Source organism: Natrarchaeobius chitinivorans (genome assembly GCF_003841505.1).
Classification (GTDB): Archaea; Halobacteriota; Halobacteria; order Halobacteriales; family Natrialbaceae; genus Natrarchaeobius; species Natrarchaeobius chitinivorans.
This window is the reverse complement of the sequence record NZ_REGA01000004.1, coordinates 19,440-35,131: the sequence shown is the minus strand read 5'-3', so window position 1 is coordinate 35,131 and position 15,692 is coordinate 19,440. Positions and strand designations below refer to the sequence as shown.

Sequence of the window (15,692 nt, the reverse complement as noted above, 5' to 3'; positions counted from 1 at the left end):
GCTCCGAACCGCGTGCACTCCGAACCGCGCCCTCGTCATGCGATCGGGTGTGCAGTGACGTTCAGTGGCTACTGTAGACTTCGTCGTCGAACCACTCCCGCATCCACGCGCGGCCGTGCTCCTCGCGCGAACGGCGTTCCTCGTGTGAAATCTCCTCGACGCCGACCGGAATCTCCTTATCGTATCCTTCGTAGTAGCCCGCCGGAGCGACCCAGTCGTTGTAAAACGGCGGGATCAGTTCGGAGATCAGGTTCAGCGCGACTCGAGCCCCGTCGCCGGCGCTCACGAGGGCCTGATGGGGGGTGCCGGTAATCCGACCGGCGGCGTAGAGTCCCTCGACGTTCGTCCGGCCCTCCGAATCGGTGACAATCTCGTAAACGGGCCCGCCTTCCTCCTGCTCGGTTTCGACCCCGAGTTCCTCGAGGTAGTCGCTTTTCGACCACGACGCGGCGAGAACCGTCCGGGTGGGGATTCGCTCCCCGTCGACGAACACCTCGAACCCGTCCTCGCACCGTCGAACCGTCTCGACGGTCGCCGATCGGACGAGACACTCGGTCCGTGCGACGTGTTCGCCCATGAGCTCGAGGAGCTCCCGCGGTGCGATTCCCGGCGGAAAGCCGAGGTAGTTTTCGACGTAGGCGCACTTCTGGAGCGTCGAGCGTCCGTTCTCGAGTTGCAGCGTTTGCAGGCCAGCGCGAGCGCAGAACAGACTCGCCGCACACCCGGCGGGTCCGCCGCCGATCACGACGGCGTGATAGCCCTCGTCGGCCGGCGGATCGATCGCGGGCTCGTTCGCCGTTTCTCGCGCCGATTCCGGTGCGGTACAGTTCGTTTCGTCCGTCGATCGTGTGTCGGTCCCAGTCGGTTCAGTCGGATTCGTCGGTGGCATGTGTCGTGTGTGTCCGTGTGTCGGCGGTGGTCTTCGTCCGGGAGTCGGCGGACGACCCGCCGAGCGTCGCGTCGATCAGCGTTCGCGTCTCGGCGTGCGTCGGTTCGGAGAGCAGTTCGCTCGTCGGACCCTCGTCGACGACCCGACCGTCGGCGAGAACGAGCGTTCGGTCGGCCAGCCGTCTCGCGATATCGAAGTCGTGCGTCACGACGAGCATCGACCGGCCGTTCCGTCGGCCGAGCCGTTCGAACAGCGAGCAGAGACGGTGGGTCGTCACCGTATCGAGCGCGCTCGTCGCCTCGTCGAGCACCAGCAGATCCGGCTCCAGCGCGAGCGCGCGAGCCACGGCGATCCGTTGTGCCTCGCCGCCGGACAGTTCTCGCGGATATCGGTCGCCGTACCCCTCGAGGCCCACGTGCTCGAGCAGTTCGCCGACCCGTCGGTCGCGACGCGCTGGGTTCCAGCCGGCCCCCTCGAGTGGTTCGGCGACGCTCTCGGCGACGGTTCGTCGCGGATCGAGACTCGATCGTGGCGACTGGAAGACGTAGCCGACCGCCGCCCGTTGTGCCGGTCGTCGCTCCGCGACCGGACCGACGGGTTCGCCGCGTATCCGAACCGATCCAGCGGAAGGGGCCTCGAGCCCGGCGATCAGCCGGGCGGCCGTCGTCTTGCCGGCGCCGGAGCGACCGACGAGGGCGACGCACTCGCCCTCGCGAACGGCGACCGACGCATCGACGAGCGCGTCCGTCGTCGGTTCGCGCCCGAGGAGGGCGGCGACGAACGACCCCTCGCGGTAGCGCTTGGTCACGGTCTCGAGTTCGGCGACGACCGCGTCGTCGGCGTCCGGGGCCGACGACGTCCCGCCGTCGACGGCCCGCGGGGTCGACCGACGAGCGTCGACGAGCGTCGAGGTGTACGGATGCGTCGGGTTCGAGAGCAACCGATCGGTTGCACCCCGGTCGACGAGTTCGCCCTCGCGCATGACGACGGTTCGATCGCAGCAGTGCTCGACGACGTCGAGGTCGTGGGTGATCAACAGGACGGCGAGATCGCGTTCGCCCATCACTCGCTCGAGGGTCTCCAGCACGTGCGCCTGGGTAACCGCGTCGAGGGAACTCGTGGGCTCGTCGAGCACCAGGACGTCGGGGTCGCCGGCGAGAGCGACCGCCAGCAGCGCGCGCTGGTTCTGCCCGCCCGAACACTCGTGGGGGTACCGATCCGCGAACGCCGGGTCGAGCCCGACGTCCTCGAGCAGACGATTCACGCGCGATTCGTGTCGTCGCCGCCACCGCCGTCGTGTCCCGTCGATGCTCTCGACGATCTGCTCGCCGAGGGTGTACGCGGGGTGGAGGGCGTCGTCGGCGCTCTGGAACGCGAGTCCGACCCGTCGTCTGCGGATCCGTCGGCGCGTCCGCTCGTCGGCGCCGATCAGTTCCGTGTCGCCGATTCGAATCGATCCCGACGCCGCACCGCCGAGGCCGACGAGCGCGAGCCCGAGCGTCGACTTTCCGGCACCGGATTCTCCCACGAGACCGACGAGTTCGCCCCGCTCGAGGAACAACGAGGCGTTTCGAACGGCAGCCGTTTCCCCGTAGCGGACGGTGAGGTTCTCGACGGCGACCGTCGTCCGTTCGTCGCGACGCTCGATCGCGGCCGAGCCGTGTCCGGCGGTCGTCATCGGTTCACCTCCGTCGGATCCGTATCGAGCGCGTCGCGGAGTCCGTCGCCGAGCAGGTTGAACCCGACGACGAGGGCGGCGATCGCGATCCCCGGAACGTTGACCAGCCACGGCGCCGATCGAAGGTAGTCGGCGCCGTCGGCGACCATCGCACCCCACTCCGGTGTCGGCGGCTGCGCGCCCAGCCCGAGAAAGGAGAGGCCGGCTGCGGCGAGGACGACGCCGCCGAGATCGAGCGTCGCGAGCACCACCACGGGGCCGGCGACGTTCGGCACGAAGTGGGTCCAGACCAGTCGCACGCGGGAGATCCCCGCGAGCTTCGCGGCGTCGACGAACGGCTCCTCGCGGACGGACAGGACCGAACTCCTGACGACGCGAGCGTAGCTGCCCCAGCCGACGACCGCCAGCGCCAGCAGGACGTTTCGGAGGCTCGGTCCGAGGACGCCGGCGATGACGAGCGCCAGGACGATGCCGGGAAACGCGAGGAGGAAGTCGACCACGCGCATCAACGCCTCGTCGACGAGTCCGCCGAACAGCCCGGCCACCAGTCCGACGACGAAGCCGATGACGAGCCTGACGAGGGTGATCGCTACGGCGACGGCGAGGGTGATTCTGGCGCCGTGGACCAGCCTCGTCAGGACGTCGCGGCCGAGGGGGTCCGTTCCGAACGGGTGGGCCGCCGACGGCGGCTGGAGCCGATTCGACAGGGCTCCGGCGTTCGGATCGCCGACCAGCGCCGGACCGACGACGGCGACGATCGCGACGACCGCGACGACGATCCCGCCGGCCAGGCTCGCGGGATTGCGTCGGAGCGCCCTCCGGACGCTCGCCCGTGCGACGGGTTCGACACGACCCGGATCGTCGATCGCGCTCATGCGCTCGCCTCCAGATCGATGCGCGGATCGAGGTACCGATACGAGAGGTCGACGAGGAGGTTCGTCACCACGAACAGGACGGCGGTCACCATCACCACGCCCTGGACGACCGGGAAGTCCCGCGCGAAGACCGCGTCGACCAGGAGGGATCCCAGCCCCGGCCGATCGAAGACGACCTCGACGATGACCGCGCCGTTCAGCACGTACGCGAACTGGAGGCCGACGACGGTGACGACCGGGATGAGGGCGCTGCGCAGCGCGTGTCGACAGATGACGACCCGCTCGCGCAACCCCTTCGATCGCGCCGTTCGGACGTACGGCTCCTCGAGCGTCTCGAGCAGCGACGCACGCAACAGCCGGGTGATGACTGCGGCCAGTCCGGTCCCCAGCGTCACCGCCGGCAGGACGAGCTGGGTAACGCTTCCTGCTCCGGACGTCGGAACGGCGCTGAACGGAACCGCGATCACGAGTATCAACAGGTATCCCAGCCAGAAGTTGGGAACCGAGACGCCGAAGAGCGCTCCGGCCTGACTGACGTAATCGAGGGGGGTTCGCCGATACACCGCGCTGGCGATACCCGCCGGAACGGAGATGGCTACCGCGACGACCGTGGCGGCGACGGCGAGTTCTATCGTCGCCGGGAGGTGAGCCGCGATCAGCTCGTGAACCGTCCGGCCGTGAAAGTACGACTGACCGAGATCGCCGGTGACGGCGTCACCGAGCCAGCTGACGTACTGTACGTGAAACGGTTCGTCGAGGCCGTGTTCGGCGCGAAACTGGGCGACCTGCTCGTCGGACGGTTGGGAGTGAAGTTGCTCGCGGAGGATCGTCTCCGCGGGGTCGCCGGGCGCGACCGTCACCAGCGCGTAGGTGACGAGACTCACCGCACCGAGGACGACGACCGAACTCGCGAAGCGTTTCAACAGGTACCGGTACATGTCCGTTACGTCGTGAGCGTGGTCCAGTCGGTCATGTGCGGAATCGCGTGAAGCTCGGGACCGTCGACGTCCGCGCCGGTTCCGATGACGTACTCTTTGTAGTAGATTGGAATCGTCACTCCATCGTCCATCACACGCCGTTGCACCTCGCGGTAGGCCTCGTGTTTGACGTCCTCGTCGAAGGCCGTGTCTCCCCGTTCGATGAGTTCGTCGACCTCCTCGCCGGGGTTGACGACGCCGGTTCCCTCGCTTTCGTACTGGTCAGCGTTGTCTCCACCTTCGGAGTGGTACATCACGAACACGAGGTAGTCGGCTGCGCCGTTTATCGAGCCGAGTTCGACGAACGCGAGATCCGCCTCGCCGCCGGTGTACTCGGAGAAAAACGCCGCCGACTCGACCTGTTCGATCGCGACGTCGATCCCGAGTTCGTCGTACCGGCGTTGCATCTCCTGTGCGATGAGTTGTTGCTCGGACTGGTTCCCATCGATGATGAACCGGAGCTCCTCCCCGTCGTACGCCGACGCCTCGAGGTACTCCCGCGCCCGGTCCGTATCCGTGTGCGCTGACAGTTCGTCGTGAGCCGACCACGGTATCCGCTTCGAGAACGGCGACCGTGCCGGTTCACCGACCCCGTCGAGCACCTCCGCGACGAGTTCCTGCTGGTCGACCCCGTACTGCAGAGCCTTTCTGAGATCCCGATCGCTCGTCGCCTCCCGGTAGCGGTTTACCATCACCATCCCGGTTCGCGGCTCGGTTTCGGTCCGGACCTCGAGGTCGTCGTTCGCGGCGAGTTCCTCGTAACTCCCTCGCGGGAGGTCGAGCGCGACGTCGGTCTCGCCCGACTCGAGACGTAGCGACCGCGTTTGGGGGTCGGAGACACCTTCGAAGACGAGACTCGGTTCCGGGACCGTTTCCCGATACTCGTCGAACCGGACTGCCTCGACGGGCTGGTCGGGAGTGACGCCTTCCGCGACGTACGGGCCGGTCCCGACCGGCTCGTCCGCCTCGGGGTGTTGCAGGCTCATCAGCGGATGCGCGAGGTTTCCGGGGGTCGCCGGCTCCGGCTGTGTCGTCTCGATCTCGAGTTCGTACTCGTCGACGGCCCTGAAACTGTCCGGCGTGAGGCGGGTGAAGCCGATGGGGCGAGCCTCGAGGATCGCCGACAGCGCATCGGCCGCGAGCGACGCGGTCAACTCGCTGCCGTCGTGAAAGGTCACGTCGTCCTGCAGGGAAAACCGCCACGTCGTCTCGTCGAACGCCTCCCAGTCGCTTGCGAGTTGGGGCTCGACAGTTTGGAGGTCCGGGGGAGCGGCCGTCAGTGTTTCGTGAAACGGCGTGTGGTAGGGAACGACGCCTCCGTAGGCCTCCCAGTCACCCTCGGTTGGTTCGCTCCCCAAGCTGATGCGGACCGTCTCATCCGCTGTGTCGCGTGCCGAGAGACACCCGGCAATCGAGGCAATTCCAGCACCGGCTACCCCCGAAATCAGCTGTCGACGGGACATCGAGGCAGCGTCCGACTCGTCTCCGTAAACTCCGGTCGTTGGTCGATGGATCATCTAAGATATACTGGCTCCTGTTGCTAACCTATCTCCATATATTAATAAATAATACGAATTCCGTCTCATAGGGTAATAACTTCCGAAATACTATCGGTGTCGGTACACGCCGATGCATCTGCAAAACGCGTGGGTGATACGACTGTCGTCTCGTATGATATTTCGCGACACACGTTTGTTCGGAGACCGCCATAGGGTTCGACATGAGCACCGGGACCCCAGCGACCACCCCGAACTACCGTGAACTCGAGGACGACGAGTTCGAACGGCGGGTCGACGACCTCCGGAGCCGGTACGCAGACTGTGACCTCTGTGCCTACGATTGTGGCGTCGATCGGACGGCAGGGGACGTCGGCACCTGCCAGGTCGACGACACCGCGTACGTCTCCACGTACTTCCCCCACTTCGGCGAGGAAGAACCTCTGAAGGGCCACAACGGGAGCGGCACGATCTTCCTCGCGAACTGTAACATGAAGTGCGTCTTCTGCCAGAACTTCGAAACCAGCCACGAGGCCGAAGGCGAACCCGCAACGGCCGCTGAAATCGCCGAAATGGCCCTGGAACTCGAGGCGCGGGGCTGTCACAACGTCAACTTCGTCTCGCCGACTCACCACTCACCGCATCTGGTCGAAGCGGTCAAGATCGCACGGGATCGCGGTCTCGAGTTACCGATCGTCTGGAACTGCGGCGGCTACGAGCGCGTCGAGATCCTCGAGCGGTTGGCGGGAATCGTCGACATCTACATGCCCGACGTCAAATGGGGCGACGACGCCGCGGCGGCGAAGTACTCGAAGGCACCCGGCTACTGGTCGAACGTCACCGACTCGCTACGGGAGATGCACCACCAGGTCGGCGACCTCGAGATCGACGACACCGGGCTCGCGACCGGGGGGCTGCTCGTACGCCACCTGGTCATGCCAAACCACGTCGAGAGCGCGAAGCGAGTGCTCGAGTTCGTTGCCGACGAGATTTCGGAGGAGACGTTCGTCGACGTGATGGCCCAGTACCAGCCCTACTACAAGGCCAGAACGGAGGCATTCTACGAGGAGATCGGCCGGCCGATAACCGAAGCCGAGTACCGGGAAGTGGTCGACCACGCGCGAGATATCGGCCTCGAGAACCTCTACCTCGACCAATCGATGCTCGAACGCGGTGGCTCGCTGGGGCTGTTTTGAGCGACGAGGGGCTGATCGAGCGAACCGTGATCACCATTATCACCCAGGCGTCTCAAATCGGTACCCGATGAACGAGGAGCGGGAGTTACCGACGGTGCTGTTCGATCCGGAACTGAACAGGACGATCAACGAGGCCCTCCCCGAATTCGTCGTCGATGCCTTCGGGATTCTGACAATCCTCGGGGACGGTGCGACCCTCGTGACCATCGCCGCCCTATTGTACTGGTTCGGGGGGGAAGCGAATCGACACGATCGGGCGATGGTGCTCGCGGTCGCCGTGACGACGCTCGCCCTCGTCGCCGGCCTGAAAGGGATCCTCGAGATTCCCCGGCCGCTGTACGTCGCCGACCCGGCGTTCGAGTTTGCACCGTCGTCGTATCCGGGCTGGAGTACGCCGAGCGCTCACGCCATGGGTGCCGCGGCAGTTTACGGAGCGCTTGCCGCCGTCATGGATACGGGGACGCGCAGGCAACGGTACGCCGTTGCCGCCTTTCTCATCGTCACGATCCCGTTCTCACGGGTCGTGATCGGCGTCCACTATCTCGGCGACGTCATCATCGGTGCGACACTGGGACTCCTGCTCGTTGCGATCGCGCTGCGGATCACGAAACGATCGATCACGCCGATGTTTGCTCTCTCGCTGGCGATCGCCGTCGCCGCATTCGGTCTCGGATCCGAAGAGTTCACGACGATGGCGATCGGGGCCTCGCTCGGCGGGCTCGTCACCTGGCCGCTCCTCGAGGACCGGGAGGCCGATCCACTGGGGGCGTCCGTCCTGGTGCTCGGATTGCTCGTGCTCCCGCTTTTAATCGTCGTGAGACTCCTCGAGTTACTGATCAGCGTCGAGGGCGGTTTCGTGATCGGCGGGACGACCTCGGTGAGTCTCGCAGCGATTATCGAAACCGTCGGGTTCGCGCTGGCGTTCGGCGGTGCGATCGCCGTTCCGTTCGTCGCTGCCCGGTTCAACGAGACGGACGCCGTCCGACGACTCCAGACTGTCCTGCCGTTTCGCGGTCGCCGCGTCGAACCGGACGCGGCCGGTGACGAGCCGAGTGCGGACGACCGGGGCGAGTTCTGATCCGTCGGTCGCTCGAGGGTTGCCTCGCGGCGGAAGTAGTGGCGCCCCAGTCCTGAACTGATGAGCGAAATCAAGCCGTGGGACCCGACTTCGCTCGTCAGTCGATGCCCGGAGCGGTAGTAGTGGGTTGGACCAGGTGCGAATCTCGCCGAGGCGTTCCGGGTCGCTCACTTCCTTCGCTTCCCGGGTTGGGACTCGTCCGGTCAAATCTGACGTAACGACTTCTCAGCGTTCCTCGTCACATTGTGTGGCTGAAAGTGAGCAGTTTTGAACTGCGGACTTCCTCCGCGGTTCGGTCTCATAGGGATTATCGTCGGAGTTCATATTTTCCCGCTGAAGAACCGAGACACAGCGCCGAAGGCCCGGTTTCGAAACCCCCGGTAGGCTACGACAATCGCTATCAGAACACGCACTGCTCCGTCGATCGAATGATTCTGTGTCACCACTCCAGCGACAGGACGATACCCGCGACGCCGCCGATAACGACGGGAAACCAGTATGCGACGACGCGATAGAGAATGGCGACGGTAATCGCGGTCGCACCGGAGACGGGCGCGAGGATGGACAGTACGACCGCAACGACTGCCTCGACGCCGCCGAGTCCGCCTGGGGTGGGAACCAGAAATCCGATCTTCGAGAGCGCGACCGCGACAATAACCACTGTGAGCGACACGTCCGCGCCGATCGACAGCGCGGTTACGTAAAGCGGGAGCGCAAAGAGAAACCACGCCGCGTGACTGTACGCGAGCACGATTACGATCGACGTGCGGTCCGTCGAGATGAGATCCACCGCTCCGTAGAAGTCGTCGAACCGATCCAGAACGTGTTCGGGATCGAACAGCCGCGCGCTCGCTGGACGGAGGATCGTGACCGCACGATGGATCGGCGAGAGAGCAGCCGCAGTTATCGCTTTCACGGCGTCGCGACGGTACCACACCAGGGCGACGCCGATCAGAAGCGAGCCGGTGGCCGCGAAGAAGGCGGCCAGGTACGTTAGAATCGTTTCGGTGACGGTCCACCCGGCGAGGAGGAACAGAAAACCAACACTGCCGAACGTAAAGTACGGGAGATAGTTGACGACGATGCTCGCCAGAACTGCGGCTAATCCGTCCTCGTAGTCGATTCCCGTGCGATGTTCGATGACGTATGCGATCCCCGGTGGCGCGGCGAACTGGCCGTACGGAGCGACGTACTTCGCGAAGCGCGCGAAGAGATACACTCCCAGGATCGGCGGAAACGCCCCGTCGTATCCGACGGCGTCGAGCAGGCGAAACCAGATTCGCCCTCGTATCACCAGACAGCCCGTCATTAACGCAAAACCGGCGGCGTAGACTGTCAGGTTCGTCTTGGCGGCCGTCCTGTAAACTTCTTCCAATCCGGTTACGACGACTAAAACCCCGAGTAGGGCGACCGCAATGAGAAGCGCCGCAACGACGCGGATAGGGTGGGGCTGATCCATCTCGCTCCCGTGGCTGTGAATCTCCGGAGCAGGAACGTCGGCGGTCCGGAAGGGTATCCGGAGAATGGACACGGATTCCCAAAACGATGATCCCCACGTGTTCCGGGGTGTCTCCGGTAAGCCGACAATTCCTGCACGAGCGATCTTGTCTCGAATGCGATGATCTATCAACAGTATGGCGACGTCGTTTGCTTGCCATTCGCAGCAAAATTAGTGACCGGAACGGATTCGAATAACGGGCGTGTCACTTCCTTTCGAACTCGGTATTTGTGCGATTACAACCACTGAACCCAACAATGGTGCCCCACAATCCGGAACAGCATTTGCTATAGTATCCACTGGACGCCACTGCACACCTGACCGCACGACGAGGGCGCGGTTCGGCGCGTACGCGGTTCGGAGCGGACGCGGTTCGGAGCGAGTGAACCGAGCGAGAACCGCGGAACAGCGAACGGGGAGGAACGACCCGTGAGCGAGTGGAACGAGCGAGAACCGCGGAACAGCGAACGGGGAACGAAGTGACCCGTGAGCTGTGCGATCAGTGTGTCAATAGTTCCAGTGACTACTATAGTGAGGTGCTACGCGTCGGCTAGCGTGAACGAGAACGTCGCACCCTCACCGGGGTCAGACTCGACCCAGATCTCGCCGCCGTGACGTTCGACGATCCGTTCACACAGCGCGAGTCCGATGCCGGTTCCATCGTACTCCTCGCGGGTGTGCAGTCGGTTGAAAACCTCGAAGACACGATCGGCGTCACCGGGGTCGATACCGACTCCCTCGTCGTGTACCGAGATAATCCACTCACCGCTCGCTTTCTCGGCCGAGATGTGAACGCACGGTGGCTCGTCCCCGCTGTACTCGATCGCGTTGTCCAGCAGATTCTGGAACACCTGTCGGAGTTGACTGGCGTCGCCCTCTACTCGCGGGAGCGACTCGGACGTAATGTCGGCATCACTTTCTTCGATCCGTAACTGAAGGTCCGTGATGACCTCGTCGAGTATCGTATCGAGATCGGTCGGTTCGAGCGGATCGCCTGCGGTCTCGATCCGTGAGTACTGGAGCAACCCATCGATCATCTCACGCATTCGGTCGGCTCCATCGACGGCAAACGCAACGAACTCCTCGGCGTCCTCGTCGAACCCGTCACCGTATCGACGCTCGAGCAGTTGCAGGTAACTCGAGACCATCCGAAGTGGTTCCTGGAGGTCGTGAGAGGCGGCGTAGGCGAACTGTTCGAGCCGCTCGTTCGACGCCTCCAGGTCGTCGACTAACTGTTCGAGTCGCTGCTGGTACTGATGGCGTTCGATCGCCTCCGCGAGAATGTTCGCAATACTCTGGACGAAACTCACGTCCTCCTCGGAGTACTCCCGGCGCTCAGTGTCGTGGGTTCCGAGGATACCCCACGGCTCGTCGAACGGTCCGATGATGGTGCTAATGCCGCTCCGGACGTCGTGGCTCGTCAACAACTCGGGGCCGCTAAACCGGGTTTCCGTCTCGAGGTTTTCGACGACGATCGGGTGATCGTTCGCCAGCGTGTACGCGGCCTGGGAGTCCGCTTCGATCGAGGAGACGGTTGCCTCGCCGACGATCCCGTCGTGCCAGCCGACGCCCTGACGGAGCAGGAGTTCCTCGGCGGCTGGATCGAGGTCGAGTACTTTACAATACTCGTTCTCGAGGACGTCTGCTACCTGACACGAGGCTCGGTCCATGAGCTCGTCCAGGTCGTCAGTTTCGAGCGCGAATTGCCCGAGATCGGCCACGATCTGTTGCTGGTTGGCACGGCGCTCGAGTTCACGTTCGCGCTCTTTTTGCTCGGTAATGTCGGCGATGATCCCTTCAATATCGACGAAGTTGGCCTCGTCATCGAAGACACCACGTCCGGAGCTCCTGACCCACCGAACTTCGTCGTCAGCGGTCTTGATCTGGTAGGTCACAGAGAACGATTCTCCGTTGGCGACAGCCTCCTGAATGTCCTCCGTCAACCGCTCGTGATTCTCCTGGATCATCACATCCTTGCCCCACGAGACGTCACCGGATTCGATCGTTTCGGCTTTGTAGCCGGTTATATCCCGACAGGCGTCGCTGACGAACTCCATCGGCCAGTTCGGCTCGTTGCGACACCGATACACCATCCCGGGAACGTTGTCGATCAGCGTCGAGAGCTGACGTTTGCGCTCTTTTCGCTCCGTGATATCGTTTTGAACGGCGACGAAGCGGTCGATCTCACCGTTGTCATCGGTCACCGGAGCGATCGTCTGCTCGGCGTAGTACAACGCACCGTCCTGTCGCCGGTCGACGATCTCTTCTTCCCACACGTCGCCGGAACCAACCGTCTCCCAGAGCGTTTCGTAGTAGTCGTCGGTGTGTTTTCCCGACTGGAGGATGCTCGGTGTCTCTCCCACCGCCTCCTCGGCCGTGTATCCGGTGATCTCTTCGAACGCCGGGTTGACGTAGGTGATCTCGCCCTCGGGATCGGTCATGTAGATCGCGTGACCGGTGGCCTCGACCGCACGCTTGAACCGTGTGAGTTCCCGCTCGCGTTGGACCTCCTGGGTGATTTCGCGGAAATAGACCGACAACCCCGTCTCTGATGGATAGATAGCGTTGTAGAACCACCCGTTTGCCGGCTCGTAGTAATCCTCGAACAGTACGGGCTCCTGGGTTTCGAGGGCTTCGTGCAGTGCGTCTTCGAACGGGTCAGTGAGGAAGACTTCGTCGCGGATATCCGCACTGACGGCGGATTCGTCTACTCCCAGCGTTTCCATTGCCTGCTCGTTCAGGTACCTGAACCGGAGATCGTCGTCGAGGGCGTAGAAGCCGTCCGAGATGCGCTCGAAGATGTCGTCGAGTTCGGTTTCGAGTTCGTCGCGCTGGCGTTTCAGCCGTTCCGTTTGCGCCTCAAGGCGACGTTCGTACTCCCGCTGGTCGGTCATGTCCCGGGTGACTTTCGTATACCCCTCGAGCGTGCCGGCGTCGTCCCGGATCGCGGAGATCGTTACGGTTGCCCAGAACGTCGATCCATCGGCTCTGACCCGCCATCCTTCGTCTTCGACCGCCCCGTGTTGGGCAGCTTCTCTAAGGTTCGCTTCTGGGTTGCCAGCCGCGCGATCGTCGTCAGTATAGAACGTCGAGAAGTGTTTTCCAACGATCTCGTCGGCAGCGTATCCCTTGATCTGTTCGGCACCAGAGTTCCACGTCTGTACATGCCCCTCGGGATCGAGCATGAAAATAGCGTACTCTTCAGTCGCGTCGATAAGCGACTGGAACTGGTCGTCAGAGGTGTTCGGTTCCGTCGTGGCCTGCCGTTGCTCCGCGACTGGCTGCCACCAGACGCGTCCATTGCCACCGACTTTCTTGGTTTCGAGCCGACCGTGATCGACGAGACGTTCCAGGCGTTCGTAGGTGCTTCGACGGCCGAGGTTGATCTGTTCGGCTACCTCGGTTGTCGTCATGGGCGCTCTTCCCTCCTCGAAGAGAGCAAGGGTTTCTCGAAGGACGTCCGTCAACGGTGTGCCGGTCACTACTTCAGATACTCACGGTACCGACAGATAAGCCCCCCGCTGTTGGGGGTGTTCGTGTGGAATATTTACTCGAGTCAGGGAGATCGTTACACCGAGTCTGAACGCGCTGGCCTACCGACGAACTGATCGAACTGAGTATAGTAACAACTGCAACGATTTACACACCGATCGTCGAGACGTCTGGCGATCAGGTGTGACATGACGTGCAGTGGCCACATATACTTCTCCGTCACTCGAGTTGATAGTAGACGAGGAACTGATTCCCGCAGTATCGACAATTGGCCCATACCTTTCCGTTAGCATCCTCTTCCTGTGTGACAATCTTACTGGCCTGTGGGACTATTGCAGTAGCCACGTCGTCACATTCAGAACAGTTGATGTTTTTTCCTGTCGGAGGGTTATTCATACCCTCCTCTTCGGACGGAGGCACAAATGGATTTCTGTACTCCGTATAAGAACTCTACCAAAATAATTTCCACTATCTTCTGTTTTATCCCCCTTAGTTGTGGAAAATCGAAATTAGTGCCGCGATCGGGGACTGGCTGGCTCTCCTGAACGGGACGTGTTTTACGAAATCAGGCCGATGGCACGGCTCGTGTCCTCGGAAACCAAAGATTTCCGGGATGCCGAAAACACGCAGCGTTTTCGAGCACGGTTCCAGTGGGACGACCACGAGTGGTCGGGGAAACCACACCCCACGAAAGTCCCAGAGAAGTGCGCACTAATCCGCAAGTTGCCTCCGTGGTCGTTCGAGGCGGCTTGCCGTCTCGTGATGACGAGAGAGCATCCCTCTCTCGAACCAAATCGGCATCGCCCGAACTCCCAACGGAGGAATCTTCGCGCGTTAACGCGGGGTGGACGTCAATCTATGGCATCCACGCTGCCTTACAGTCGGAATCGCAAAACGAGTGAACGAGCATTTGCCCGTCGTCGATTGTCGTTTCGACTACCGGGGGCCAGTCAGTAAGATCGAGTTCTGCGCCGCAATGGGCACAATATTTCCAAAACTCGTTCCCGTGATTAGCCATCCACGACCTCTACAGTAGTCTGATCACCGGTGGATACGCGGACTTGATAGCCACAGTACTGGAATTCGATCGTCAGTTCGCTCGTCCAATCCCGAACGAGTAAACACAGGGAATCTGGGTCGATCGCTGTGTACAACGGCTGTAACTCGTATACCGACACCCCTTCGATATCAGCGACGGCGCTGACGAGAGCCTCGATTATCCGCTCGAGGTCGTGTCGAGTGGATACGAAGGTCGACCTGTGGAGTGCGTTTTTCACACCGGATCGTGACCATCCGTGTATAAAAACCCCACGTAATTGGCATGGAGTTTTCCCACAATTGATTATAGGGAGTAGAATATCGAACTGGAAAACAAACACTCTGCAATTGTCCACAACAATTAACCCGCCATTTAAGCAATGGGGGTGGTGTATTCGACAATTCCGTGTAGGTAGATACTGGTCCGGAAATGTCGAGGCCAGGGTCGGAAAACCGTGGATAACCGACAGAATCAAAGGTACCGGCCATGACGTTCGGCTGTGACATCGGACCAGCTCGACGAGGTAGACCGGCATTTACTCAATCTGCTTCAGGAGAACGCCCGGCACAGGGCGATCGATTTAGCCGAGGAAATCGGTGTCTCCGACAATACCATCCACAACCGAATGGAACGCCTGGAAGAGGACGGGCTCATCACCGGGTACACGACTGCCGTCGATTACGATCTGACGGGGCTGCGGTTGTTTTTCCACTTCACCTGTACAGCGCGCATTAGCAACCGCTCTACCGTCGCCAAAGAGGCGCTGGCCCTCCCGCAAGTCGTCGAAGTGACGGAGTTGATGACGGGCCACGAAAACATCCACATCAAAGCGGTCGGAGCCGAAGACGAGAACATCACCGCTGTCGCCGAGGAACTCGACGACCTTGCGCTCGAAATCAACGACGAGAACCTCATTCGCGCCGAACGCAAGCATCCGCTTGATTACGTCGAAGTCATGAAACTGGTCGACGAAGCAGAGTGAGCGTCGCATACGGATTCCTGTACCGATGTACCGGCCCACCCGCGACCCCGGGATCGCGGGTGTACCGACAACGACCGACAGTGAACCGTATCAGGACTGATACGGACCGATGTAGATCGGTACCGGTGATTGCTCGGCCGGGTCGCCGATCACCGGTATAGTAACAACTGCAACGATTGACACACCGATCGCACAGCTCACGGGTCACTTCGTTCCCCGTTCGCTGTTCCGCGGTTCTCGCTCGGTTCACTCGCTCACGGGTCGTTCCTCCCCGTTCGCTGTTCCGCGGTTCTCGCTCGGTTCACTCGCTCACGGGTCGTTCCTCCCCGTTCGCTGTTCCGCGGTTCTCGCTCGGTTCACTCGCTCCGAACCGCGTCCGCTCCGAACCGCGTCCGCTCCGAACCGCGTCCGCTCCGAACCGCGTACGCGCCGAACCGCGCCCTCGTCGTGCGATCAGGTGTGCGGTGACGTCCAGTGGCTACTATAAACCGC

12 protein-coding genes and 1 pseudogene are annotated in these 15,692 nt (G+C 62.3%); 4 read left to right on the top strand and 9 right to left on the bottom strand.

What is annotated here, in order from left to right:
* Positions 1 to 61 precede the first annotated feature (61 nt).
* The 5 genes from EA473_RS06135 to EA473_RS06115 are packed head-to-tail and all read right to left on the bottom strand — an operon-like array spanning position 62 to position 5,882.
* The gene (locus tag EA473_RS06135; RefSeq protein ID WP_124194787.1) at positions 62 to 889 is read right to left on the bottom strand and encodes an NAD(P)/FAD-dependent oxidoreductase; all 828 of its coding nucleotides are present in this window, start codon (positions 887 to 889) and stop codon (positions 62 to 64) included.
* Positions 867 to 2,567 (bottom strand): ABC transporter ATP-binding protein, encoded by a 1,701-nt coding sequence (locus EA473_RS06130; RefSeq protein ID WP_124194786.1) that lies wholly within the window; start codon positions 2,565 to 2,567, stop codon positions 867 to 869. Before EA473_RS06130 ends, EA473_RS06135 begins: the two co-directional genes overlap by 23 nt.
* The gene (nikC, locus tag EA473_RS06125; protein ID WP_124194785.1) at positions 2,564 to 3,442 is read right to left on the bottom strand and encodes a nickel transporter permease; all 879 of its coding nucleotides are present in this window, start codon (positions 3,440 to 3,442) and stop codon (positions 2,564 to 2,566) included. Before nikC ends, EA473_RS06130 begins: the two co-directional genes overlap by 4 nt.
* Complete coding sequence (gene nikB / locus EA473_RS06120) at positions 3,439 to 4,380, bottom strand: nickel ABC transporter permease (RefSeq protein WP_124194784.1); 942 nt, start codon at positions 4,378 to 4,380, stop codon at positions 3,439 to 3,441. Before nikB ends, nikC begins: the two co-directional genes overlap by 4 nt.
* A 5-nt stretch (positions 4,381 to 4,385) precedes the next feature.
* A complete protein-coding gene (locus EA473_RS06115; RefSeq protein WP_165875214.1) occupies positions 4,386 to 5,882 on the bottom strand; it encodes an ABC transporter substrate-binding protein in 1,497 nt (498 codons plus the stop codon).
* 257 nt (positions 5,883 to 6,139) lie between these two features.
* On the opposite strand from EA473_RS06115, the gene EA473_RS06110 reads away from it, so the two are divergent.
* The gene (locus EA473_RS06110) at positions 6,140 to 7,111 is read left to right on the top strand and encodes a radical SAM protein (protein ID WP_124194782.1); all 972 of its coding nucleotides are present in this window, start codon (positions 6,140 to 6,142) and stop codon (positions 7,109 to 7,111) included.
* A gap of 67 nt (positions 7,112 to 7,178) precedes the next feature.
* Positions 7,179 to 8,189: a phosphatase PAP2 family protein gene (locus tag EA473_RS06105; RefSeq protein WP_124194781.1), complete on the top strand. Its 1,011-nt coding sequence runs from the start codon at positions 7,179 to 7,181 to the stop codon at positions 8,187 to 8,189.
* A 439-nt stretch (positions 8,190 to 8,628) separates the two neighbouring features.
* On the opposite strand, the gene EA473_RS06100 is transcribed toward EA473_RS06105, so the two are convergent.
* Complete coding sequence (locus tag EA473_RS06100; protein ID WP_165875213.1) at positions 8,629 to 9,720, bottom strand: lysylphosphatidylglycerol synthase transmembrane domain-containing protein; 1,092 nt, start codon at positions 9,718 to 9,720, stop codon at positions 8,629 to 8,631.
* A gap of 506 nt (positions 9,721 to 10,226) precedes the next feature.
* Positions 10,227 to 13,100, bottom strand: coding sequence for a PAS domain-containing sensor histidine kinase (locus tag EA473_RS06095; RefSeq protein WP_124194779.1), 2,874 nt, complete (start codon positions 13,098 to 13,100; stop codon positions 10,227 to 10,229).
* A gap of 640 nt (positions 13,101 to 13,740) precedes the next feature.
* Here EA473_RS06095 and EA473_RS23210 point away from each other — a divergent pair.
* Positions 13,741 to 14,081: pseudogene (locus tag EA473_RS23210) on the top strand (hypothetical protein); the annotation flags it as partial.
* On the opposite strand, the gene EA473_RS23365 reads toward EA473_RS23210, so the two are convergent.
* Both EA473_RS23365 and EA473_RS23205 read right to left on the bottom strand, forming a co-directional pair.
* Positions 14,036 to 14,197: a DUF7576 family protein gene (locus EA473_RS23365; RefSeq protein WP_449289212.1), complete on the bottom strand. Its 162-nt coding sequence runs from the start codon at positions 14,195 to 14,197 to the stop codon at positions 14,036 to 14,038. The pseudogene EA473_RS23210 and the gene EA473_RS23365 sit on opposite strands and share 46 nt — an antisense overlap.
* On the bottom strand, positions 14,190 to 14,753 hold the full coding sequence (locus EA473_RS23205; RefSeq protein ID WP_394341300.1) for a HalOD1 output domain-containing protein: 564 nt from the start codon (positions 14,751 to 14,753) through the stop codon (positions 14,190 to 14,192). The genes EA473_RS23365 and EA473_RS23205 overlap by 8 nt, the downstream gene beginning before the upstream one ends.
* Here EA473_RS23205 and EA473_RS06090 point away from each other — a divergent pair.
* Positions 14,718 to 15,200 (top strand): Lrp/AsnC family transcriptional regulator, encoded by a 483-nt coding sequence (locus tag EA473_RS06090; RefSeq protein ID WP_124194778.1) that lies wholly within the window; start codon positions 14,718 to 14,720, stop codon positions 15,198 to 15,200. The two genes, EA473_RS23205 and EA473_RS06090, sit on opposite strands and share 36 nt — an antisense overlap.
* Positions 15,201 to 15,692: the final 492 nt, after the last annotated feature.

Bases quoted from the DNA above. Each gene is read 5' to 3' on its own strand.
- EA473_RS23365 (WP_449289212.1), bottom strand. From the start codon at position 14,197: ATGGCTAATCACGGGAACGAGTTTTGGAAATATTGTGCCCATTGCGGC.
- EA473_RS06105 (WP_124194781.1), top strand. From the start codon at position 7,179: ATGAACGAGGAGCGGGAGTTACCGACGGTGCTGTTCGATCCGGAACTG.
- EA473_RS06110 (WP_124194782.1), top strand. From the start codon at position 6,140: ATGAGCACCGGGACCCCAGCGACCACCCCGAACTACCGTGAACTCGAG.
- EA473_RS06130 (WP_124194786.1), bottom strand. From the start codon at position 2,567: ATGACGACCGCCGGACACGGCTCGGCCGCGATCGAGCGTCGCGACGAA.
- EA473_RS06115 (WP_165875214.1), bottom strand. From the start codon at position 5,882: ATGTCCCGTCGACAGCTGATTTCGGGGGTAGCCGGTGCTGGAATTGCC.
- EA473_RS06135 (WP_124194787.1), bottom strand. From the start codon at position 889: ATGCCACCGACGAATCCGACTGAACCGACTGGGACCGACACACGATCG.
- EA473_RS06095 (WP_124194779.1), bottom strand. From the start codon at position 13,100: ATGACGACAACCGAGGTAGCCGAACAGATCAACCTCGGCCGTCGAAGC.
- nikB (WP_124194784.1), bottom strand. From the start codon at position 4,380: ATGTACCGGTACCTGTTGAAACGCTTCGCGAGTTCGGTCGTCGTCCTC.
- nikC (WP_124194785.1), bottom strand. From the start codon at position 3,442: ATGAGCGCGATCGACGATCCGGGTCGTGTCGAACCCGTCGCACGGGCG.
- EA473_RS23205 (WP_394341300.1), bottom strand. From the start codon at position 14,753: ATGCCGGTCTACCTCGTCGAGCTGGTCCGATGTCACAGCCGAACGTCA.